The organism is Proteiniphilum sp. X52 (genome assembly GCF_003712195.1).
Classification (GTDB): Bacteria; Bacteroidota; Bacteroidia; order Bacteroidales; family Dysgonomonadaceae; genus Proteiniphilum.
Genome location: NZ_RDSD01000001.1, coordinates 520,192 through 543,844 on the forward strand (window position 1 = coordinate 520,192; position 23,653 = coordinate 543,844).

Here is a 23,653-nt window from a genome sequence, read left to right on the forward strand (position 1 = left end):
TGAAAGTTGAGGGGTAAGTCAAGCTTGCTTGAACTTTCCCGAGACGCATCTTGCATTCCGTAAGTATAGTGGAAGCCGAGAGATAAGTCTAACTTGTTGAGCTTATCCGAGACGCACCCTTTTATTCTGCAAATGTAACGAATTTTATGAAGAAAGTATTATTAACAATCAGCTGTGTGATGATAATGATGACTACCCCGGCAAAAGAGAACCCTTTTCTTAAACCCTTTGCAACCCCTTATGGAACGGCTCCGTTCGATTTGATCAAAATAGGGCATTATGAACCTGCTTTCGAAAAAGCGATGGGAGAGCATCAGTCGGAGATTGATGCGATTGTCGCTAATCCCCGAACCCCTACTTTTAGCAACACCATCGAAGCGATAGAATATTCCGGGGAGATGTTAACCCGGGTGAGCGGTGTCTTCTTCAACCTGCTGAGCGCCGAGAGTAATGATGAGATGATGGAGATATCGCAACGGTTAACGCCGAAGTTATCACAACATTCCAACAATATCAACCTGAATGAAGAACTCTTTAAACGGGTGAAAGCGGTGTACGACGCGCGCCATACTTCCGGACTTACTCCGGAGCAAATCCGGTTGACCGAGAAATACTACGAGAATTTTGAAAACAGTGGAGCCACGCTGTCTTCCGAAGCAAAAGAGAGATACCGCGAGTTGTCAATGGAACTAAGCAAGGCGAGCCTTGCATTCGGGCAGAACAACCTCCGGGAAACCAATGCTTTTGAGATGGTACTTACCGACAAGGCCGATCTGGCGGGATTGCCGGAGAGCCTGATAGATGCCGCCGCCACAAAGGCAAAGTCGAAAGGAAAAGAAGGGTGGCTGATCGATCTGTCGGCCCCCAGCTATATGGGATTTATGAAATATTCCTCGCGCCGCGATCTTCGTGAGAGACTTTATATGGCTTACAGCACCAAAGGTGTGGCCGGTGGAGAATTCGACAACCAGGAAAATGTGCGGAAGATCGTGAATCTCCGTCTCGAGATCGCCCGTCTGATGGGGTATGACACCTATTCTGAATACGTGTTGAAGAACAGGATGGCCAAGAATGAGGCGGCAGTTTTGGAATTGCTCGACGGGCTGGCAGAGGCATTTACGCCCACAGCCCGACAGGAACTGGAAGATGTGAAGTCGTTTGCCTCAGAGAGGGAAGGAAAACCGTTCGACCTGCAACCTTGGGACTGGAGCTATTATGCCGATAAACTGAAAGACAATCGTTTCGATTTGAACGACGAGATGACACGTCCCTATTTCGAATTGGAAAATGTGAAAAAGGGCATTTTCGGACTGGCAGCCGATCTCTACGGTTTGCGATTTGTGGCAAACAGGGATATTCAGGTCTATCATCCCGAAGTGGAGGCTTATGAGGTGTTTGATGAAAACGGCGATTTCCTTTCGGTTTTATATACTGACTTCCATCCCCGCGAAGGCAAGCGTGCCGGCGCATGGATGACCTCTTTTAAAGAGCAATATATGAGGGAGGGTAAAGACAGCCGTCCCCATGTTTCCATTGTGATGAATTTCACCCGTCCAACCGAGACCAAACCGGCGTTGCTTACTTTCGACGAGGTGAAGACATTCCTGCATGAGTTCGGTCATGCGCTGCATGGGATGTTGTCGAAATGCACTTACGAAACACTTTCAGGTACCAGTGTTTACCGCGATTTCGTGGAACTACCCTCCCATATCATGGAAAACTGGTTGGTGCAGAAGGAATATCTCGACAAGTTCGCTTTCCACCACCAAACAGGTGAAAAGATGCCTGAAGAGCTGTTGCGGAAAATAGTGGATGCGTCCAACTATAACGCCGGTTATGCCACCTTGCGTCAACTCTCATTCGGATACCTCGATATGTCGTGGCATTCTTTGCAAGCACCGTTCGCAGGAGATGTCCGGGCATTTGAACAGGATGCCATGGAGCGTGTGCAACTCCTGCCGGTAGTTCCCGAAACATGTGTGTCTGCTTCATTCGGTCATATATTCTCAGGAGGTTACGCGGCCGGGTATTATAGTTATAAATGGTCGGAAGTGATGGATGCGGATGCTTTCTCCGTTTTCAAGAAGAATGGTATTTTTGACAAGGAAACCGCCCGTTCATTCAGAACCAATATTTTGGAAAAAGGAAACACTGAAGATCCGATGACGCTTTTTATTCGTTTCCGTGGTCAGGAACCCAATGTGGAAGCCCTGCTCAGAAGAAGTGGTATTGATAACTAAAAAAGTGTTTGATAATTATTTTGCAAATTTATTGCCGATTTGTTTTGTTAGAATTATTTTATCCCTATCTTTGTGGCGCATAAGTATTTTTAGCGGGCCGTTATTTAGTTTCTTCACTCATTGTTAAGTTATTTCCTAACTCCTCTTTAATTGAAAGGACTTCTGCGCAATTTATTTATTTTTTATTTTTATTTTTTTTACATGAACATTTTTGTAGCTGGCTTAAGTTATCAGATTACTGATGCCGATTTAAAAGAACTGTTTGAAGAATACGGAGAGGTATCTTCTGCCAAAATTATTACTGATCGTGAAACCCGCCGTTCAAAAGGCTATGGTTTCGTGGAAATGTCAAACGAAGGTGATGGACAACGCGCCATTGAAGAACTCAACGATGCTGAATACGACGGACGTACATTGTCCGTTTCTGAAGCTCGCCCTCGTGCCGAGGGAGACCGTCCGAAGTATAATAACAACCGTGGAGGTGGTTACGGAAACCGCGACAGGAACAGGTATTGATCTTTCATTAGATTTGGAGAAACTGCATCACAACCGATGCAGTTTTTTTATGTCCCTTCGCTTCTGCCGGGAGAAAATTGGTTACCTTTACGCCGTCAAACTATTTTGCCATTATTCCTCTTATGTGTACGCTGCTTACAATTGAAACATCCACTCCCGTATGTTCCTGTGCGCTTTCGCGTGATGGGGAGATCCTGGTGAACAAAGAGAATTATGAAGGCCGGTCGCATGCAAGCCTGGTAGGTCTTTTTGTCCATGAAATAATGGAATATGCCAGAGAACGGGATATCCACCTGGACGCTATCGCTGTGAGCAGCGGCCCCGGCTCTTATACCGGATTGCGTATCGGTGTGTCGGAGGCCAAGGGATTGAGTTACGGCCTGGATATTCCAATGATCGCCATTCCCACGGCCTGTATCATGGCTTCGATGATGAGGGGGAAAGCAGATGAAGATACGCTGCTTTGCCCGATGATTGATGCCCGGCGCATGGAGGTCTATGCCACCTTCTTCGACCGGTCGCTCAATATGATCCGTGAAACATCGGCCGACATAGTGAAAGAGGAGAGTTACAGCGATCTTCTTGAGAAACAGAAGGTCCTCTTTTTCGGAAACGGTGCGGAGAAATGCCGTACTCTCATCACCCATCCCAATGCGCTGTTCTTTGATGATATTCACCCGCTGGCTTCGGCAATGGTGCCTCTGGCTGAAAAAGCCTTTACCGATAAAACATTTGTGGATGTAGCCTATTTCGAACCTTTTTACCTGAAAGAATTTGTGGCTACCACCCCAAAGAATAAGGTGATTGACGTTAAAAGCTAATCATTCCTCTTTTGGTATTCTTGTGGTCAAGCTTTGGTGAGTGAAATATAATTCTTTTATAAAACAGGATTTCAGGGAGCTAATCGTTGCATGTTCCAGCCTTTGTCTCCTTTATAATACGCCATGCGGTCGTGCATTCGGTTGGGACGCCCCTGCCAGAATTCAATCATGGTCGGTCGAATCAGAAAACCGCCCCAATGAGGAGGTCGTGGTATTTCACTGCCGGAGAATTGATTTGCATACCTCTTCTCCAACTCTTCCAGTTCTTCGCGCCCCCTTACCATCCTGCTTTGGGGGGATGCCCATGCCCCTATCTTGGCATCATTGGGCCGTACGTTGAAATAAGCATCCGACTCTTCCTCGTCCACCTTCTCGGCAATACCTTCAATCCTTACCTGCCGTTCGATCTCATGCCAGTCGAAAACGGCTGCAATAAAAGGATTAGCAAGCAATTCCTCTCCTTTCCGGCTCATATAGTTGGTATAAAATACAAATCCCTTCTCATTCAACTCTTTTAAAAGTACCACACGCGCTGAAGGCCTTCCCTCGGGAGTGGCTGAAGCTACGGTCATGGCGTTGGGTTCCGACAAGCCGGAGGCAATGGCTGTCTCCAGCCATACCTTGAATTCATCGAAAGGATTCAATGCCATCTCTGTTTCGTTAAGGCTTCCCCCCAGGTATTCATGCCTCATTCTACTTAATTCGTCCATCCTCTGTGAAAATCTACATTTGCTCCTCACAAAAGTACATGATTTTCTGTTCAAAACCACCCTGATTCTTTTAAATAGTTATGCATTTTTCTTATCTTCGCAAATTGATTATGTTGTGGTAAACGAATCAGATGATAAAAGCAGAGAAAATTCATAAGAGCTTCGGCCCGCTTCAGGTACTGAAAGGGATCGATCTGGAGGTGCGGAAAGGAGAGATAGTTTCTATCGTGGGGCCGAGTGGCGCGGGTAAGACTACCCTGCTGATGATCATGGGGACTTTGGAGAAAGCCGATTCCGGTAGGATTTACATCGATAATCACGAATTAAGCTCGCTGGGTGAAAAAAAATTGTCTGATTTCCGGAACAGGAATATCGGATTTGTTTTTCAGTTTCACCAGTTGTTGCCTGAGTTTACCGCCCTCGAAAATGTGATGATCCCGGCGCTGATAGGACATGCGAAACATGTCGAGGCGGAAGCGAGGGCAAAGGATCTGCTGTGTATGATGGGACTTTCAGAACGCATCACCCATAAGCCGGCGGAATTGTCCGGCGGTGAAAAACAACGTGTCGCTGTAGCCCGCGCATTGATAAACGACCCCCTTGTAGTCTTTGCCGATGAGCCTTCCGGTAGCCTCGACTCCGATAATAAGGAGGAGCTTCACCAGCTTTTTTTCGAACTGCGGGACAAGCTTGACCAGACCTTTATCATTGTGACGCATGATCAACAACTGGCATCGATCACCGACAGAACCATCCACATGATAGACGGACAGATAGTCGACCAATAAAAATCATAAGTGTAACCAAGTATATCGATCCAAACCGTATGAAGAGTAAATCACTATTTATGGCAATTATTATTACCGGGAGCATGCTGGCTTGCAACGAAGCTTCCCTGACGCCGGCTTCCAAGGAGGCGGCTAAAAAAGCGAATAAAGAGCTGACCGAGACGATAGGCAAGGCAAAACTCACTATAAATGAAGGTGTCATGACGCCTGAAATCCTTTACAGTTTTGGCCGGGTAGGGAGTGTGGAGGTCTCGCCCGACAAATCGCATATCCTCTATCAGGTGACTTATGTGAGTGTTCCGCAGAATAAAACCAACTCGGAGTTGTTTATCATGAAAAGCGACGGCTCGGAGAAGAAACAACTCACCATCACCCATACCCAGGAAAATAACCCGCAATGGATCGCAGAGGGTAAAAAGATAGCCTTCCTTAGCAATGAGACCGGTTCTTCGCAGATATGGACCATTAATCCTGATGGGGGAGGGATGAAGCAGATATCCAATGTGGAAGGGGGAATCGATGGATTTAAATATTCTCCTGACGGGAAGAAAGTGCTGTTCATCAAAAGTGTGAAAACGGTGGAGACGGCTGCCGAAAAATATCCCGACCTGCCGGATGCGTCGGGTAGGATAGTAGACGATCTGATGTACAAGCATTGGGACAAGTGGGTGGAAAGCGTGCCCCATCCCTTTGTGGCTGATCTTTCAGGTAATAAGTTGTCAAATATAAAAGATCTTTTGGAGGGAGAGCCCTATGAAGCGCCGATGGCACCCTTGGGAGGCATAGAGCAACTTGCCTGGAGCCCCGACGGCAAAACGATTGCCTACACATCCCGCAAAAAGACAGGAAAAGAGTACGCTCTTTCTACTAATTCCGATATTTATTTTTACGATGTGCAAAGCCGTCAGACTCGAAATATGACTGAGGGGATGATGGGGTACGACGTGAATCCTCGGTTCTCGCCCGATGGGAAATATCTTGCCTGGCAGAGTATGGAACGCGACGGATATGAAGCCGACAAGAACCGGTTGTTCGTCATGGATCTGGCCACAGGCGAAAAGACCTATGTGACGGAACAGTTCGATTACAATACTGATGATTTTGTCTGGAGCAGTGACAACCGTACTATTTATATGGTGTCGTCCGTAAAAGGAACCACTCAGTTGCATGCGGCAGATATCGTCACCAAAGAGATCACTCCCGTTACTCAGGGAAAATACGACTATACCTCTGTTGCCCTGGGAAATGGCAAACTCATCGCGAAACGGCACTCCATGTCACAACCCGCGGAGATCTACAGTGTGGATATTGCCTCGGGCCAGGCTACCGAAATATCGTTTGAAAATAAAGAGATACTCGACCGGCTGCGAATGGGAGAGGTGGAAGAGCGCTGGATCACCACTACCGATGGCAAGGAGATGCTCACATGGGTGGTCTATCCACCCGATTTCGATCCTAAAAAGAGCTATTCGGCTCTCTTGTATTGTCAGGGAGGCCCACAGAATATGGTAAGCCAGTTCTGGTCTTACCGGTGGAATCTCCAGATGATGGCAGCCAATGGTTATATCGTGGTGGCGCCCAACCGCCGCGGCTTGCCCGGATTCGGACAGGAATGGCTCGAACAGATCAGCGGTGATTACGGCGGACAGGATATGCGGGATTATCTCACAGCCATCGATGCTCTTGCCCAGGAACCCTATGTCGATGAAACCCGCTTGGGCTGTACCGGGGCAAGTTATGGCGGTTTTTCCGTTTATTGGCTTGCCGGAAATCACGACGGGCGATTTAAAGCGTTTTTGTCGCATGCGGGGATCTTCAATCTGGAAGCGCAATATCTGGAGACGGAAGAGATGTTCTTTGCCAACTGGGATATGGGGGGCCCATTCTGGGATAAGTCAAATGCCATTGCACAACGCACCTATGCCAATTCTCCCCATAGGTTCATAGACAGATGGGACACACCGATCATGATTACCCATGGTGAATACGACTATCGTATTCTGGCTTCGCAAGGAATGATGGCGTTCAATGCCGCCCAATTGAGAGGTATTCCGTCGCGGATGCTTATCTTCCCCGACGAGAATCATTGGATCACCAAGCCTCAGAACGGAGTCCTTTTTCAGCGCGAGTTCTTCCGCTGGTTTGATGAGTGGTTGAAGTAAACCGCGACCTCCCCGTGGGATTGTTTTGGTATGAAACCGACATGTTTACAATAATCATTACACACCCGAAGGGAATGAATATTTTGAACATCAAAGGTTCCATATACCGAAATAAAATAATCATATGAAATAGATGGTTTTTGTGAAAGAGGGCTCTATTTTGAATGGCGAGTGTGAAAAAGTGAATTTTGGCAGAAAAAATCCCCTCAAAAGTTTTGTAATTCTGAAATTATCCTTACCTTTGCACTCGCTATCGAAAACTGTTCACGGAGGTGAAGGTCTTCCATAGCGACCAAAAACGGTGTGGTAGTTCAGTTGGTTAGAATACCTGCCTGTCACGCAGGGGGTCGCGGGTTCGAGTCCCGTCCATACCGCTAAAAACATAAAAGAGAGTACTATTTTAGTATTCTCTTTTTTTATGTCTATCCCAGAATACTACTGATAATCAATGTGTTATAAAGTGAAAAAGTGCAATCTATCAAACCAGTTGAATACCATTTGGTAAGACTTGTATCCAAGTTTGGTTCACTTTAATGCTACATTTTCTGCTACACTGCTTTTTCTGAAATAAAAAATGTAGCAATGAGTACCGGTTGAACATTATTTGACTACTCATATCTAATTCATAATTAAATTATTATGTCGAACTTTGTGGCAAAATGCTACAGAAAAATTAAATTATGAAAGCGGTATTTAAAATTTCGTACTACTTACAAGGGCAAGTTTCCAAAAGTCAATGTTGAGAGTACGGAAGATGATGATATTGATGATTTACATTTCTGAAAATCGACTAAAAAACTGTACATTTGCAGTATGTTATATTACAGGAGAAAAATAGTATTGGCTTTACTGGAAGTGTTTGACGAACAACTGACGGCAAAGAGTTTGCAGAAGTTTCTGTTTCTGTTTACCCGTGTGCAGTCGGTTAAAGCGTTCGATTTTATACCTTGTCGTTACGGTTGCTTCTCGTTTCAAGCTGATCAGGATTTGTCTACCATGGCGAAATATGGTTATCTTGAAATATCCGAGCATCAGAGTGGTAGATTTATAAAACTTAAACAAAGAGGAAAATATCTGGAAATGTTTGATAAATCCGATCGTCAGGCGTTACTCGATGTAAAAGCCGAATTTGGTTCGATGTCTCAGACCGATTTAATACGCTATACTTATCAAAAATATCCTTATTTTGCCATCAATAGCTCAATTGCCAATGAGTTGCTGACGAAAGATGAATTAGCCCGAGTAGAAGAACAAAAACGCGTGTTCACAGAACCCCAGTTGTTTAGTATCGGTTACGAGGGTATCTCGCTTGAGACATATATAAATAAACTGATAATAAATGATGTGCACGTCTTATGTGATGTGCGCAAAAATGCTTTCAGTCAGAAATTCGGATTCTCAAAAAGCCAGTTGCAAAAAGCCTGTACGGGTGTTGGTATTCGCTATAAGCATATACCGGAATTGGGAATAGAATCAGAAAAGCGCCAGGAATTGTATTCGCAAGCCGATTATGATTGTCTGTTTGAGAACTACGAAAAAACAACGCTGAAAAAAAATAAAGAGGCGCTATTGAAAATAAGAGCGCTGATTGAAACCTATGGCCGGGTGGCTGTTACCTGTTTCGAAAAAAATCCGCATCAATGCCATCGTACGCATGTTGCCAATGCATTGATGCAGTTACCTGATATTGACTATTCGTTTAAACTATTGTAGACATGGCATTGACTAAAGTCCTCATTACCGTCAAAACATATCCAACCTTTCCGAGAAATACGATGAGTTGGTCTGTACTGCCGGTTTTAGGGAAGATGGTTCATGGATTCGTATTTTCCCGGTACCATTCCGTAAACTCGATTATCAGAATCAATTCGAGAAATGGCAATGGATAGAAATCGATTTGGTGAAAAATACGTCCGACTTTCGACCTGAAAGTTATCGTCCAACGGATTTGGATAGAGAAATCCGTATGCTCGATAAGATTGATACCAAAGGTGATTGGGCCAAAAGAAAACTACATATCGGCGATACGATTTGGGATAATATGACTGAGTTGATAGCCGCTGCGAAAGACCCGAATCGCCGAATCCCATATAGAGGAGTTTGCCATAGAATTGCTCGAAAGAACGGGCTATGAATATATCTATGCTCCGAATATTGCTCCCGATGGTGAAACGCCCGAGCGAGAGAGTTACGAACAGGTAGTATTGATTGACCGTCTTCGTCGTGTAGTCAAACGCATTATTCCGACTATCCCTACAGAGCAGCAGGAAGAGGTCATCCGGGAAATTCAGCGTATTGCATCACCCGAATTGATCTCGAATAACGAGACTTTCCATCGCTATTTGACGGACGGTATTCCGGTAAATTACTAACAAGACAGTAGCGAACGTGGTGAGCTGGTCTGGTTGGTTGATTTTCAGGATCCATTGAACAATAAATTCGTGGTTAGTAACCAGTTTACCGTCATTGAGAATCACCACAAGAAGCGTCCTGACGTTTTACTGTTTGTAAATGGTCTGCCTTTGGTCTTGGTTGAGTTGAAAAATGCCACGGATGAAAATGCTACCGTGAATGCTGCCTTTCGACAAATGGAGACTTACAAGTCGCAGATTCCTTCACTATTTACGTACAATGCCTTGCTGATTATCTCGGATGGATTAGAGGCAAAGGCCGGATCTCTTTCGGCAGGATTAAGCCGTTTTCTGGCATGGAAGTCTGCCGATGGTGAGACGGAGGCATCTCATCTGTTCAGCCAACTCGAAACGATGGTTACCGGGATGCTGAATAAAGAAACGCTACTCGATTTGATTCGCCATTTCATCGTTTTAGCGCTTGTCGGTAGCGAGAACCGGATCAAGAAAATAACCAATGATATTGTCAGTCATTTCGAAGTTGTTGTGTTTTCATTCAACTGTCAATCATATTAATAGGTGGAGCGGGTTTGATTTGTATTTGGTTAATATCTGTTATCTAACTCAAAGGTTGACTGAATGATGCCCACCCAAGTGCGAATTGAAACTAGTTTATATTATTTATTCCTTAATAGTGATTGATATTCAGTGTTCTGAGGTTTAAAATAATGAAGCTGTTTAGTGTTTTGTACCTGTCGAAAATTGTTTTCAAAAATACATCATGACGTTTTTTGAGGATATGTTTTCGTTTTTTTTTGTTTTTTTTTAGAAAGAATCATTGTTATTTTGTTTCTGTAATTTAATTTTTGTACATATGAAATTCAATCATTTATTTTTAGCTAATCTGTTGCTGTTCTTGCTTTTTTTCTTGGATGTCAATTTGTATGCTCAAAATCAGGGAATTCATGGAAGAGTGACGGATGAAGGTGGCGAACCTATTATTGGAGCCTCGGTTAAAGTAAAATCTTCGAGTATTTTGGGGACTGTTACCGATATGGATGGTAATTTCGACCTTAGCGCAATCCCATTAAATTCGGTATTGGTCATATCGTTCATAGGATATGAAACGGTTGAGGTTCCGGTCCAGAACCGATCCGACATCCGCGTTGTCCTCAAAGAGACCTCTTCTCAATTAGATGAAGTTGTGGTGATCGGGTATAGTTCGGTCCGACGAAAAGATTTGACAGGCTCTGTGGGGACGGCCAATGTGAACGATATGGCGAAAGCTCCCACAACGTCGTTTGCCGAGGCGTTGGCCGGGCGAATTGCCGGTGTCAATGTGTCGAGTTCGGACGGTCAACCGGGAGCAACTCCGAATATTGTGGTGAGAGGTCCCGGCTCCCTTACCCAAAGCGTATCGCCTTTGTTCGTAATAGACGGATTTCCTATTGAGGACTTTGACCCTACCACGTTAAATTCCGATGATATCGAATCCATTTCGGTATTGAAGGACGCCTCTTCCACGTCGATTTACGGCTCCCGGGCTGCGAATGGGGTCATTCTGGTGCAGACCAAGAGAGGCAGGGTTGGTGCGCCGGTGATTACTTTCGGTTTATCGATGGGCACACAATTGGAGGCCAAAAAGATGGATTTGATGTCTCCTTATGAATTTCTGCTATACCAGCAGGAACGTTTTGGTGACGACGCCATCTCCCAATACGTTTCGGACGATATGACGATAGAGGATTACAGGAATGTGAAAGGATTGGATTTTCAGGATTACGTGTTCAACAAAGGACGGGTGGACAACTATTCGCTTTCGATTCGGGGAGGAACGCAACAGACACGCTACTCCGTATCCGGTTCATTCCTAGATCAGAAAGGTATCATTGTAAATACAGGGTTGAAAAAATATATTGGACAAGTGTCTATAGATCAGGCAATCAGTGAAAAACTGAATGCGGGATTTACGGTCGGTTATACGGGAATGAAATCATGGGGGCAGGTAATCAGCGCCTCCTCTTCCAATAACACATCGAGTAAAGTCATGTTCCGGACCTGGGCTTATCGGCCAATCAACTATTTGGGCTCGGATGTCAGTCTGTTGGATGCCGATGCCGACGAGAGTTCCATCACCGGTTCCGACTACAGGGTCAATCCGTTCATAGACCTTGAAAACCAATACACACCTAATTATACGAATATTTTCAATGGGCAGACGTCTCTCGTTTATCATATCACCGACGATTTGACCTTGAAACTGACCGGCGGTACGAGAAGGAACAACTACCGTAACGAGCGGTTCTACAATTCGAAAACCATTCAAGGCAGTCCGCTCAATCCGAACAATAGGAACGGAATATACGGGTCCATCTCGAATATTTACAGGAATGACCTGATGACCGACAATACGCTCACTTACAGGAAAAAATTTGCAAATGCGCATGATTTGACGGCATTGGTTCTGATGAGCATGCAAGAGAGCGAAACCAAGACGAATGGTTACAGTAGCCGTTTCCTGCCTAACGAGAGCATGGGGATTGCCGGTCTTGACCAAGGCACTCCTTACGATGCGGTGAGCAAAGAAACGAGTAATACCAGGGCTTCCTATGGGGGACGATTGGATTATGGTTATCTGTCGAAATATCTACTAACCTTGACTTTTAGGGCCGACGGCTCCTCAAAATTTCCCAAAAACAACAAATGGGGGTATTTTCCCGGTGTCGCGGCCGCTTGGAACGCCAAGAACGAATCTTTCTTGAAAGAGGTTAAACCGATTTCTAACTTGAAACTAAGAGGCAGTTATGGCGTTGTGGGGAATGATCGTGTTTCCGATTTCGCATCGTTGGCCGAGTTGACTTACGCGCTGAGCGGATACTCTTTCAACAACCAGACACCCGAACCGATGGTTTACCAGAAAACGATGGAGAATATAAACCTCTCATGGGAGCGAACGAAATCGACCGATATCGGACTTGAATTGGGTTTGTTTGACAACCGGATTGAGATAATGACAGACATATACCGGCGTAAAACGAATAATTTGCTGCTGAATGCAACACTCCCTACCAGTTCCGGATTCAGTTCGGCGTACAAAAATATCGGCGAGTTAGAGAACAAGGGCCTTGAGATAACTCTCAACACGGTCAATATCAAAAATAAGGACTTCAAATGGGAAAGCTCGTTTAACATCAGCTTCAATAGAAACAAGATATTGGCATTGAACGACGGTCAGTCTTCTCTGAAAAATGCCATAACGACGGACGCTAACTATACCGACTATCTTTATATTTCGGAGATAGGCAGGCCCTCGGGGATGATGATCGGATATATTTGGGAAGGAAATTACCAGTATGACGATTTTGACAATCCGGCACCAGGTGTCTATATCTTGAAAGACAACGTGCCGACAAACGGCAATTCGCGTACCGCCATACAGCCGGGCGATATCAAATATCGGGACTTGAACGGTGACGGCATCGTCAATGCATCGGACAAGACGATTATCGGGCGCGGACAGCCGATTCATACCGGAGGATTCAGCAACAATTTGAAATATCGGAATTTCACGTTGAATGTGTTTTTCCAATGGTCGTACGGTGCAGATATCTATAACGCGAACAGAATCACTTTTGAGGGTAACTCGAACGGCCGCTCCAATATGAACCAGTTTGCAAGCTATGTGAACAGATGGTCGCCGGAAAATCAGACGAATGAAAATTTCAGAGCGGGCGGACAAGGTCCTATCGGCTATCATTCCTCGAAATATGTGGAGGACGGTTCCTACCTGCGTCTGAAAACCGTTTCACTCGACTATACCGTACCAAGCCGATTATTAACCCGCTTCTACATTAAGGGGCTTTCGCTGAATGTGGCTATGCAGAACCTCTATACATGGACCAATTATTCGGGATTAGATCCGGAAGTATCTACTCAGAGCAGTAGCTTAACGTCCACTTCTGCCCAGAACGGTATCTTAACGCCCAATTATGACTATTCGGCCTATCCGCGGGCGATTACCATTGTAGGGGGGATCAAATTGACATTTTAAATTAAAAAAATGAAACCAATGAAAAAGAATTCTTATATCGTGATATGCCTCTCGGCATTTGTCTCGTTTTTTTCGTGCAGTGATTTTCTCGACCCGAAGCCGACGGATTTCCTGTTCCCGGGCAACTATTACCAGACCGAAGATGAGTTGAATACGGCATTGACCGGCGTGTACGATGCCTTGGGGAATGGCTCCCTATATGGCAATAATGCCTTATACCTGTTCGGTTGGGAAGCGGACGAGGGATATATGAACAGATCCTCCATCTCTACGGGTGCGTTCAGGAGCAACCATTCCTCTGGCGACAGTTATCTTACAAATCTATGGAATATCTTGTTCAGCGGAATCAACAGGGCTAACCTGCTGTTGGCCAGTGTGGACAACAATCCGGATATCGATTTGAAAATCAGAGACAATGTCAGAGGACAAGCCTTATTCCTGAGGGGTTATTTCTATTTCATTCTCGTTCAGAATTTCGGAGGAGTGCCGATAAAGACCACGCCGAGCAATTCGGTAAAAGATGTCCATATTCCGCGTAATACAGTGAAGGAAGTCTATGACCAGATTTTAAGTGATATGACGGCAGCCGAGCCGTTGGTGCAGGATATTTCGGACATCGGGTTTGGGGGCCGTGTGAGCAAATCGGCAGTGCGGGGGATTTTGGCCCGTGTGTGTCTCACCATGGCCGGATATCCCTTGCAGGAAACGGCTCGTTATGCCGATGCCGCAAATTGGGCGAAAAAAGTGATTGACGATGGTACGCACAGTTTGAATCCGAGTTTTCCCAACATATTCATCACTTTGGCGCAGGACAAATACGACATCAAGGAGAGTATTTTCGAGGTGGAGTTTTGGGGAAACGGCACGGACAGTTACAATGAATACGGTCGCAACGGATGGATCAACGGAGTGTACAGCCATTCGAGCAATAATGCGACAGTCGGGCGTTCGGATGCGTATATGAGTTACAGCCATAAGCTTTACAGCGCTTATGAAGTGGGCGACAACCGCAAGTATTGGTGTATTCCGCATTTCAGATATGTGAACAACACCGGAGCTAAAACTCTGATATCCGCTCCTTCTTTCACGGCTTCATATTTGTACCGCTCTCCCGGGAAATTCCGGCGTGAATATGAAACTTTATCGCCGAGGATGGCTACTTACACGCCACAGAATGTGCAATTGCTCCGCTATGCCGACGTGCTGCTGATGTATGCCGAAGCGTTGAACGAGGCAAACGGAGGCCCCACTCCAGAGGCGATTGACGCGGTTAATCAAGTGCGCAGACGGGCTTGGTCAACCGGTATCAGGGAGATCACCGTGACAGACGGGGGAAGCGGATACACCTCTGCCCCGACGGTGACTATATCCGGTGGCGGCGGCTCCGGTGCGAAAGCGGTGGCCACGGTGAGGGATGGTGTCGTCACGCGGATTTCGCTTGTCCGTGACTCGACAGGTGTCCAGTTTTATCAGAACGGCAGTTATACCTCGGAACCAACAGTCACCATCTCAGGAGGGGAGGGTTCAGGCGCCACGGCTACCGCTTCCATATTCACCCCGTCCGATGCCGATGTCACGGCTGAATATACCGCTTCGCGGGAAAAATTCAGGGAGTTTATTCAGAACGAACGGCTTCGGGAGCTTTGTTTCGAAAACCAGCGCAAAGCCGACTTAATCCGTTGGGGCATATATTATGAGGCGATGCAGGCGGAAGCCGCTATCATGCAACTCATCATGCCCGGTTCGGTATATATTTCGTACTATACGAATGTGGAGGTGCCCAAGCATTTGTTATATCCGATACCCGATGTCGAAATGATCAACAATACGGCCATGACCCAAAATCCCGGTTGGTGAAAAGTATCATTATAAATCATAACAACAATGAAAGCAAAATATTTATTGATAGGAATAGGATTCGTGGGAGTATTATTATCCTGTTCCGAAAGGTTGGGCGATGTGGAACAACCTGAGTTCACTGTCTCTGTCGACAAAACCACTTTTGAAGTGGGAGAGGAAGTCGTATTCAAATTTACCGGAGCACCTTCAATCATCAGTTTTTATTCCGGCGAGCCGGGAAATAACTATTTATATAAAGACGAAGGGCGTTTGATACAAGTTGCCGATGCGGGCGCAACCATGAGCTTTTCCACCCAAATGGTCAGCGCTCCGGCTAATTGTCAGACCAATCAGTTGGCGGTGCTCTATTCCACCGATTATAATGGGAACGACAATTATGCGGATATCGTTTCGGCCCATTGGACGGATGTATCTGATCAATTCACATTGGCAACAGGAACCTCTTCCGTTGCGTCGGGAGAGAGGGACATCACTTCTTATTTTTCCGGTAAAGGGCCGGTCTATATCGGCTTCAGATATACGACCAAACCGCAAAATGCGAACAAAGTCGCGAATCCGTGGTATGTTACGAACTTTACCGTCAAAAGTCTGGTTGATCCCGTTGATGGGGCGGATATTGTGATAACCGATTATATTCATGCCGGCTTCAGGATTATTGACCAGTATCCCGAGGAAGCCCCGTCGCGGTCTTATGTCAATTCCACGAGAATCACTTTTTCCGCCAATCTCTACAGATTGCCCACAGATTCGCTTTACGACGAAAATGACCCATGGAACGATCCTGAGACGGTAACATGGGCGATATCGAAACCGATTTACAAGGATACGGTCAGGTTGGCGAAAGATTGGGCTTCGGCGATCAAGGGTATCAATGCGGACGAAATGGAATCATATAGCTATCAATACAACACACCGGGAACATATAAGGCATATTTTGTCGCGGTGAACAGCACAATCGACAATGTCAAATATACGGTTCGTGAAGTGGAAATAACGATTGTGGAGCCCTGATATTTAAGAATCCCCTTCGCCGAGTGCCCACCTTACCTGTCCGGCAGGAGATCATCTGGCGTGGTTCGGGCAAATCAAGATGATCGGGTCCGGCATCGACCGGGATGACATTTGGGTCATCCCGTCTGCCCTCGTTGATGGTACGCTTGCCCGAAGGGGTTGGTTTTGCGTTGGTCGATAAAGAGTTGTTTGTTGTGAATAAACGCTGATATGACCATGTTTATGCAAGAAAAACTTAACTTGAAATGTCGCAAGAAAAGATCTTGATTACAGACGCTCAAGAGCACGCGAAATTCTTAGGTTAACGTGAGTTCGACCTAAGCCGCTGGAATAGGTTATGTCATTCATTCAACGAAAAACGCAATCCCAGCCGAATGTTGAAATTCAGCGGCTTTTCCTTGTAAATCGTTTCCACGTTGTTTTTGTTCTTAAAATAATACGCGACACCCGGTTCGGCATATATCCCGATATTTTTATAGAATTGGTATTGAATGCCCACTGCCGAATTGACAGACCATTGCGGGGGCTTAACAGAAATTTTTTGACTGTTCTGTGTCTTGAGTTTGTTGTCGATCACAACATCTGTTGACAGCGTGCCCGAGACATTTTTTTCTACCAGCCCGCCTGCCGACACATACGTTAATACTTTGTCGTTTCCCCATACGGTATAATTCACGTTTAAGGGAATGCCCGCATAGTGCAGCGTTTGGCGGCTGTTGTAATAATGATTGTCTGCCCCCGAGCGTAACCGGGATGATAGAATGGTATATGTAAGCCCGCTTGTCAGGCTCCATCGCGCGTCGAGATTGTATTTCAGCGAAACACCCAGGGTTATCGGCTGATGGTGTTCGATATCACTGTACACGTGTTCATATTCGTTCAATATAGAGTTACCCTCGGGTAAATCCGATCGAATGGCTGCCGCCACGTACTCTTCCTCTTCCGATGTAAAATCATAAGACTTGAAACTGCCGTATCCTTCGTGTTTTCTTAACGCCGATGAAATGTTTGATGCATAAATGCCTGTTTGCCATTTCGCTGGTTTGCGGTGGCGTATGTGTGCGGGCAATTGGAATACTGACGTAGTGTTTCTCTCCGCCCCAAGCCAATTCCGGTTTTCATTAGCCGGATCTGGGTTTTGTGCCTCGTCCGGGGTGTCGGGTTCCTTTTTTTGTTGTTGCTGCTGTTCTTTTTCCAGAGGCCGATTCTCTACTACTATTATTGCAAGAGTGCTGTCTTTTTCGGGGTGCGATGCTTTCACCCTTTCCCGATTCTTTTTTTCGGTTCTATATGCTAAAAGCTCTTTTTCTGTTTTTTTAGCAGGTCCCTGTTTGAATGGAGACCTGTCGGGAATAGGATATGCATTCTGTCCCTGCTCTGCCATCGGGATCTCTTTGCGGTTTTCCTTTAAATTCAACGTGTGCAGGCCGATAAAAAACAAAACTAAGGCTGCTGCCACTGCCGCTCCGACACGCAGGCTCCACAACGGGAAAACCTTCCGCCTCGCGGGCACAGTCTTGGCGGCGCTCTCGACGCTCATAATCTGCTCGATGCGCTCCCACAAACCCTCTGGAACGGGTTCTTCATGATGCAGCATCCTATCGCGCAGTTTATCTTGCCATGGAGTGTTCATAGCACCATTTTTTTTGTTCGATATAATTCTATTTCTTTTACCAAAATGCTTTTTGCTCTGTGTAATTGCGATGCGGAAGAGTTTTCCGCTATGCCTAATATGGAAGCAATCTCTTTATGACTTTTTTGCTCGAAAACATACAGGTTGAACACGGTGCGGTAACCTGTCGGAAGGGTGCGGATCATTTCCAAAATCACCGAAGTGGGAATTTCCTCGAAATCCGGCTCCTGCTCATCGGCCATATCGGGCAAATCCCGGTCGGGCATATTCGTAACCTTCAGTTTTTGATTTTTCTTGAGGTGCTTCAATGCTTCATTTATCACGATGCGGGTCGTCCACGCCTTTAACGACCCCTCTCCCTTGTATTCAAACTGCTTCACGGCTTTGAAAGCCTTGATGAAACTCTCTTGTAAAACGTCCTTAACATCTTCCCTATTGGATATGTATCGAGAACATACGGTGGTAAGATATCCCGAGTAAGTGTTGTAAAATTCCTTCATGGCAACTGTATTACCGCGTAGAATTTGCTGAAGAATGTCCTGCTCTTCTTTTTCTTTTCTTACCATTTACCAATAGTTATAGTTTCGAGTCATGCCGCAGTGGCGGCAAAATCCACGTTTCAAGTCCGCGCAACTGTCTCGCGGGCGTTTTCCGATACAAGAATACGCGTTTCCAGTACTTACAACAAGGTTGTACCTTATCGTTACAAAAGGTACAACCTCGCATTGTCTTTTCGGTAAAAATAATTTATTTTACGGTTACGCTTACGGTTCCGATGTTTTTCTTGTCTTTATCGGTCACCGTGATCGTTGTTTTACCCGCTTTCAATCCTTTCACTGTTATCTTATTGCCGTCAATTGTTGCGGAAGCAATGGTTGCGTCTTTGGTTTCGGCCGCATAAGGTGCTGTGCCGCCCGTAATGTTCACGACCGTTTCTTTGTTCGCTTCCACTTCAACCGAGGTTTTATCGAAACTCAGCCCTTCTTTCACCGTTACGGTAATTTTACCGCTGTTTTTATCTTTGTCGGTAACAACAACGGTTGCCGTTCCTTTTGCCACGCCCTTGATGGTAATGGTGGACTTGTCAACCGTTGTGGTGGCGATCTTCGTATCGCTCGGTGCGGCGGCGTAGGGAGAGGTTCCGCCGCTCACGGTTACGGTTGCCGTACTTCCCACAACTACTCCCACCTTGTCAGACGGGCTGAACTTCAGGTTTTTTTTATCGTTGTCGTCTTTGTCGCACGAGGCGAGCGTGAAGGTCAATGCTGCCAACAAAAGGCACGCCAAACTCGAGATCCTTGTAAATTTTTTCATTTTTCTTTTTTTTAATTAGGGATTATAAAAAGCGCTCTTTATCGCGAGCGTTACTTATTAAATCCTCTTTCCGGAAAATCTTGCATCCTAAATTAGAAAAAACAGTTGATTTTTGTTATTTTAACATTATTACGCTGGAATGACGATTGAGAGATCGTAGTGCCAAATTTTGACATCACATCGAGAAACAATCACAAAAGTCGACATACGACCCATTTTACATATAGCATTTTCAGCCACGTACGACGACCTGGGGAGCGGAAACTGTTGAAGATAAGGAGAAAATTACCTGTTGTGCTCCAGGGACACTTGTCTTTGGACAATAAAAGTAAAGGCTTGCCTCAAAACGTGGATTTTTATCCCAACCCCTGCCTAAACTCGCTGGGAGAAACGCCCAACACACCGCGCACGTACCTGCTGAAGAACGACTGGCTCGAAAAATGCAGGGCATCGGCAATTTCCGCAAAGCTCAAATTCGGGTTTCGGAGCAAGATGACCATTCGTTGCGTGGTGTAATTCTGTATCCATTCCCCGGCGGTTTTTCCGCTGTTTTTCTTGCAGAGCTCCGTAAGGTATTTCGTTGTGATACAGAGCTTTTCGCTGTAAAAGCCGAGGTCTCTGCGTTCCATGCAATGCGTTTGGGCAAGATTCAGGAAACGCTCGAAAAGGGAAATCCGCTGTCCGTGAAAATTCAACTGCTCTTCTATTTTATGGGCAAAAATATTCCACATATCCATAATGAAAACCCGAACGTGGAGGTTGAGCATCTCCTTCCTGAAACGGTGTTCCGTGTCAACGATGATTGACTTTAACACCTGCAGATTCTGCCGGCATTTCTCCTTGTCTTGCTTCGAGAGCGAAACTACCGGATGTTCTTTGGAGAACAGATACCCCTTGATGCCCCACGCTACGTCGGGATTGTTTTTCGTGGCAATTTCGTAAGACATGAAAAAGAAATCCGCCTGAAAATCAATACTGAAAAGCAAATTCTCCACTTCTGCCGAAGGAAGCAGGATGACAATATCGTCCGGCTTTATTTGATAAATCGCACCGTTCATCCGGAACTGTCCCGTTCCGCTATGGCAAAGAATATGGGTAAAGTAATGGGCAAGATAGTCTTGAGGCAGTTTATCCGCCTCATACCTGTCGAGTATGATAACATCCTCCTTTTCTGTCATTTTCAGGTTGTTTTCCGGCGAAGTTACGAAAAAAACGGCAAAAACCGACTTTTGTGAAAATCTTGCAGTGAAAAATGGCACAATCGGGCGAAAAACCGCCATTATCTTTGCATTATCAAATTCATCATTAAAAAATCAACAGAAATGGACAAGAAAAGCAACAACATCAATCGCCGCGACTTTATCCAAGGGACGGCTATGGCAGTCGCCGGAATGGCATTGGGAGGCTCGGCTGTTACAAAGGCATTTGCTTCTCCTGCGGGGAAATACACAGATGGTGAAAAATTCGATTTTGAAAAACGCAAGCTCGGGAACCTCGAAGTTACCGCACTCGGCTACGGCTGTATGAACATCGCTTGGGCTTACGGTCCCGCAACCGAGCGCAAAAAAGCCATTGAACTCATCCGCACCGCTTACGAGCAGGGCATTCGATTTTTCGACACGGCGGAAATTTACGGACCGTTTTACAGCGAAGAGATGGTTGGGGGGGCACTCAAAGGCGTGCGTGACAACGCCGTGATTGCCACCAAATTTGGCTTTGATATAGATCCCGATACTCGGCAGCTAAACGGCAACAACAGCCGTCCCGAGCATATCAAAAAAGTAGTCGGCAGAATGCTGAAGCGCCTACAGACAGACCGTATCGACCTGCTTTACCAACACCGTATCGACTCCAGTGTTCCGATAGAAGATGTGGCGGGGGCAGTGGGCGACTTGGTACGCGAAGGTAAGGTATTGCACTTTGGGCTGTCGGAAGTGGGGGAAGCCACTATTCGCCGTGCACACAGCGAGTTTCCTGTAACAGCCGTTCAGAACGAATACTCGTTTTGGGTGCGCAACGCCGAGCAGGAAGTATTGCCCGTTTGTGAGGAATTGGGTATCGGTTTTGTGCCTTGGTCTCCGCTCGGAATGGGCTATCTGACAGGCAAAGTAACCCCCGGCTTCCAGTTCAAAGAGGGCGATATCCGTAAAACCTTAGGTTTCCCACGTTTTACGGATGAGGCTATCGAGAAAAACCGCCCCGTGGTGGATATTTTGCAAGAAATGGCACGGAAAAAAGGGGCTACTCCGGCACAAATCGCCTTGGCGTGGCTGCTTGCCCGCAAACCGTTTATTGTTCCCATTCCCGGGACGACCAACTTCGACCACCTCACAGAGAACAACGGCACGAGCAACGTAGTTCTATCGGCAAGCGATATGAACGAGATGGAAGCCGAATACGCCAAAATTACCGTCTTTGGCGACCGTGCTCCTTCAACGCTTAAATCGGCTCACGACATTGGTGTCAATTATGGTTCATCGTCGAAAGGCACACACGGCGGGACACCTTTGAGAAAATAACAACATTGCATGACAATAAAAACTTTTAGAAAAATGAACACCAAATTATTTATTACGGCACTCATGGCAATCGTATTTGCCTCGTGCCAAAACCCCAAAACAGACGTTAGCAACAGTAAAAACACCACAGCAATGCAGGAAATTCAAGACAAAATGGCTCTCAGGGAGCTGGTGGATCATTTCTCGAACCTATCGGACGAGAAAAAGGTAGCGGAACAAATGGAACTTTTTACCGACGATGCCGAGGTTGTATCCATATCGGGCGAGCAAGTTTTTACATCGAAAGGCAAAAAAGAGATTGGCGACGCGTTCAGAAACTTTTTGGCTCTTTTCCACACCGTTTACCATATCAACGGACAGCATACGGCTACTATTAACGGCGACACCGCCACAGGCATTTACTATTGCCAAGTGGTACTTATCGGCAATCAGGACGGCAAAAACATCGGCAATTTCAGCGGCGTTCGTTATAATGATGAGTATGTGAAAACAGACGGAAAATGGTTTATCAAAAAACGCACTTCCCACTTTATGTACACCGACATACGAGAAGTAAAGTAATAAATCCTCCCCTTTCAACCTTAGCGTTCTGAGGGGATTTTTTTTATCACAATGTAAAGCCTGTTGCCTTAATAGCCAATCGGAGTTGTTTGATTTTTATAGGTAATTATTTGTTTTTTATAGGAGGAATTGAAAAAATAAGGATACTTTTGTTTTTTGATGATAAACACCTATAAAATGAACAAAACAGACAGTTTGACAGACTTTTACCAACAAAAATGGGGCTGGTTGCCCGATAATTTACAAAAAGAGTTGGGACATTTCAATGTGTTTTTATTGGATAATTACGTGGGGGAAAACGCCCAAGAGGTGCCTTACAAAAGGCGTGATTTCTTCAAAATCACCTTCTTTAAAGGCTCGGCACAGATACATTATGCCGATAAAGCCATTGATGTGAAACGCCAAGCCTTAGTCTTTTCTAATCCTCAGATTCCCTACAAATGGGAAGGTTTGGAAGGCGTGGAGAGTGGTTATTTTTGTATCTTCAATCACAATTTTTTTCATCAGTTTGGGGCTGTTGCCGAGTATCCGGTATTCAAGGCAGGAGGCAATCATCTGTTTGAATTGACCGATGAACAAGCCAAAAATGTAATCATTTCTTTCCGAAAAATGCAGGCAGAGATGCAATCTGCCTATCTCTACAAATACGACATTTTGCGCACGCAAGTGATGGAATTGATACACTTTGCAATGAAACTGCAACCCTCGTTGGAAATCGAAACGGCACAGGGTAACGCCTCCCACCGTATTTCCACGCTTTTTGTCGAACTCTTAGACCGTCAGTTTCCTATCGAAAGCAAAGGACAGACCATATTACGTTCGCCCTCCGAGTATGCCAAGCAACTCAATGTGCACACGAATCACTTGAACCGAGCCGTAAAGGAAATAACAGGCAAAACCACTTCCGAAATCATCAACGAACGCCTGATACAAGAGGCTAAAATCCTGCTCAAACATACCGACCTGTCCGTGTCCGAAATCGGGTATCTGTTAGGTTTCAACGAAGCAACCTATTTTACCAATTTTTTTAAGAAACAGACCACCCAAAGCCCGATGAGCTTCCGAAAAGGATGATTTGTTTGATTTTTATAATTGACTGTTTGAAAAGTGTAAGTT

Annotated in this window: 18 protein-coding genes, 1 tRNA gene and 1 pseudogene; 15 read left to right on the top strand and 5 right to left on the bottom strand. The window is 45.6% G+C overall.

All coding sequences use genetic code 11. The features are described from left to right. Nucleotides 1–146 precede the first annotated feature (146 nt). From D7D25_RS01980 to tsaB, 3 genes are all read left to right on the top strand, one after another. Nucleotides 147–2,240: a M3 family metallopeptidase gene (locus D7D25_RS01980; RefSeq protein WP_185140198.1), complete on the top strand. Its 2,094-nt coding sequence runs from the start codon at nucleotides 147–149 to the stop codon at nucleotides 2,238–2,240. 201 nt (nucleotides 2,241–2,441) lie between these two features. After that, nucleotides 2,442–2,756 (top strand): RNA-binding protein, encoded by a 315-nt coding sequence (locus tag D7D25_RS01985; RefSeq protein ID WP_122967370.1) that lies wholly within the window; start codon nucleotides 2,442–2,444, stop codon nucleotides 2,754–2,756. Nucleotides 2,757–2,878: 122 nt separating this feature from the next. After that, on the top strand, nucleotides 2,879–3,577 hold the full coding sequence (tsaB, locus tag D7D25_RS01990; RefSeq protein ID WP_122967260.1) for a tRNA (adenosine(37)-N6)-threonylcarbamoyltransferase complex dimerization subunit type 1 TsaB: 699 nt from the start codon (nucleotides 2,879–2,881) through the stop codon (nucleotides 3,575–3,577). A gap of 71 nt (nucleotides 3,578–3,648) precedes the next feature. On the opposite strand, the gene pdxH is transcribed toward tsaB, so the two are convergent. After that, entirely contained in the window at nucleotides 3,649–4,287 is a 639-nt protein-coding gene (pdxH, locus tag D7D25_RS01995) for a pyridoxamine 5'-phosphate oxidase (RefSeq protein WP_122967261.1), read from the bottom strand. A gap of 131 nt (nucleotides 4,288–4,418) precedes the next feature. Between pdxH and D7D25_RS02000 the strand changes: the two genes are divergently transcribed. The 9 genes and pseudogenes from D7D25_RS02000 to D7D25_RS02040 all read left to right on the top strand — a co-directional run bounded on the left by D7D25_RS02000 (nucleotide 4,419) and on the right by D7D25_RS02040 (nucleotide 16,510). Beyond that, a complete protein-coding gene (locus tag D7D25_RS02000; RefSeq protein ID WP_122967262.1) occupies nucleotides 4,419–5,075 on the top strand; it encodes an ABC transporter ATP-binding protein in 657 nt (218 codons plus the stop codon). A gap of 59 nt (nucleotides 5,076–5,134) precedes the next feature. Further along, nucleotides 5,135–7,237, top strand: coding sequence for a prolyl oligopeptidase family serine peptidase (locus D7D25_RS02005; protein WP_370453817.1), 2,103 nt, complete (start codon nucleotides 5,135–5,137; stop codon nucleotides 7,235–7,237). A 300-nt stretch (nucleotides 7,238–7,537) separates the two neighbouring features. Next, nucleotides 7,538–7,611: transfer RNA gene (locus D7D25_RS02010), tRNA-Asp, on the top strand. A gap of 466 nt (nucleotides 7,612–8,077) precedes the next feature. Beyond that, complete coding sequence (locus tag D7D25_RS02015; RefSeq protein WP_255417138.1) at nucleotides 8,078–8,950, top strand: DUF488 family protein; 873 nt, start codon at nucleotides 8,078–8,080, stop codon at nucleotides 8,948–8,950. A 67-nt stretch (nucleotides 8,951–9,017) separates the two neighbouring features. Beyond that, nucleotides 9,018–9,371, top strand: a complete 354-nt coding sequence (locus D7D25_RS02020; RefSeq protein WP_122967265.1) for a hypothetical protein — start codon at nucleotides 9,018–9,020, stop codon at nucleotides 9,369–9,371. Next, nucleotides 9,349–10,164: pseudogene (locus D7D25_RS18415) on the top strand (type I restriction endonuclease). The gene D7D25_RS02020 and the pseudogene D7D25_RS18415 overlap by 23 nt, the downstream one beginning before the upstream one ends. Before the next feature lie 298 nt (nucleotides 10,165–10,462). Continuing rightward, nucleotides 10,463–13,639 carry a TonB-dependent receptor gene (locus D7D25_RS02030; RefSeq protein WP_122967266.1) on the top strand — a complete coding sequence of 1,059 codons (3,177 nt, stop codon included), beginning with the start codon at nucleotides 10,463–10,465 and terminating at the stop codon, nucleotides 13,637–13,639. An 18-nt stretch (nucleotides 13,640–13,657) separates the two neighbouring features. Next, nucleotides 13,658–15,496 carry a RagB/SusD family nutrient uptake outer membrane protein gene (locus D7D25_RS02035; RefSeq protein ID WP_122967267.1) on the top strand — a complete coding sequence of 613 codons (1,839 nt, stop codon included), beginning with the start codon at nucleotides 13,658–13,660 and terminating at the stop codon, nucleotides 15,494–15,496. Nucleotides 15,497–15,523: 27 nt separating this feature from the next. Continuing rightward, the gene (locus tag D7D25_RS02040) at nucleotides 15,524–16,510 is read left to right on the top strand and encodes a DUF5017 domain-containing protein (protein ID WP_122967268.1); all 987 of its coding nucleotides are present in this window, start codon (nucleotides 15,524–15,526) and stop codon (nucleotides 16,508–16,510) included. Between the two features lie 340 nt (nucleotides 16,511–16,850). Here D7D25_RS02040 and D7D25_RS02045 read toward each other — a convergent pair whose 3' ends face one another. The 4 genes from D7D25_RS02045 to D7D25_RS02060 form a co-directional block, all read right to left on the bottom strand. Next, nucleotides 16,851–18,143 carry an outer membrane beta-barrel protein gene (locus D7D25_RS02045; RefSeq protein ID WP_122967269.1) on the bottom strand — a complete coding sequence of 431 codons (1,293 nt, stop codon included), beginning with the start codon at nucleotides 18,141–18,143 and terminating at the stop codon, nucleotides 16,851–16,853. After that, nucleotides 18,140–18,709, bottom strand: a complete 570-nt coding sequence (locus D7D25_RS02050) for an RNA polymerase sigma factor (RefSeq protein ID WP_122967270.1) — start codon at nucleotides 18,707–18,709, stop codon at nucleotides 18,140–18,142. Before D7D25_RS02050 ends, D7D25_RS02045 begins: the two co-directional genes overlap by 4 nt. A 181-nt stretch (nucleotides 18,710–18,890) precedes the next feature. After that, nucleotides 18,891–19,457, bottom strand: coding sequence for a pilus assembly protein N-terminal domain-containing protein (locus D7D25_RS02055; RefSeq protein ID WP_122967271.1), 567 nt, complete (start codon nucleotides 19,455–19,457; stop codon nucleotides 18,891–18,893). A 356-nt stretch (nucleotides 19,458–19,813) separates the two neighbouring features. Continuing rightward, the gene (locus D7D25_RS02060) at nucleotides 19,814–20,635 is read right to left on the bottom strand and encodes a helix-turn-helix transcriptional regulator (protein ID WP_158602514.1); all 822 of its coding nucleotides are present in this window, start codon (nucleotides 20,633–20,635) and stop codon (nucleotides 19,814–19,816) included. A gap of 144 nt (nucleotides 20,636–20,779) precedes the next feature. Here D7D25_RS02060 and D7D25_RS02065 point away from each other — a divergent pair, with 144 nt between their 5' ends. The 3 genes from D7D25_RS02065 (at nucleotide 20,780) to D7D25_RS02075 (ending at nucleotide 23,611) form a co-directional block, all read left to right on the top strand. Continuing rightward, a complete protein-coding gene (locus D7D25_RS02065) occupies nucleotides 20,780–21,976 on the top strand; it encodes an aldo/keto reductase (protein WP_122967273.1) in 1,197 nt (398 codons plus the stop codon). Nucleotides 21,977–22,009: 33 nt separating this feature from the next. After that, the gene (locus D7D25_RS02070; protein ID WP_255417139.1) at nucleotides 22,010–22,537 is read left to right on the top strand and encodes a nuclear transport factor 2 family protein; all 528 of its coding nucleotides are present in this window, start codon (nucleotides 22,010–22,012) and stop codon (nucleotides 22,535–22,537) included. Between the two features lie 177 nt (nucleotides 22,538–22,714). Then, complete coding sequence (locus tag D7D25_RS02075) at nucleotides 22,715–23,611, top strand: AraC family transcriptional regulator (RefSeq protein WP_122967372.1); 897 nt, start codon at nucleotides 22,715–22,717, stop codon at nucleotides 23,609–23,611. Nucleotides 23,612–23,653: the final 42 nt, after the last annotated feature.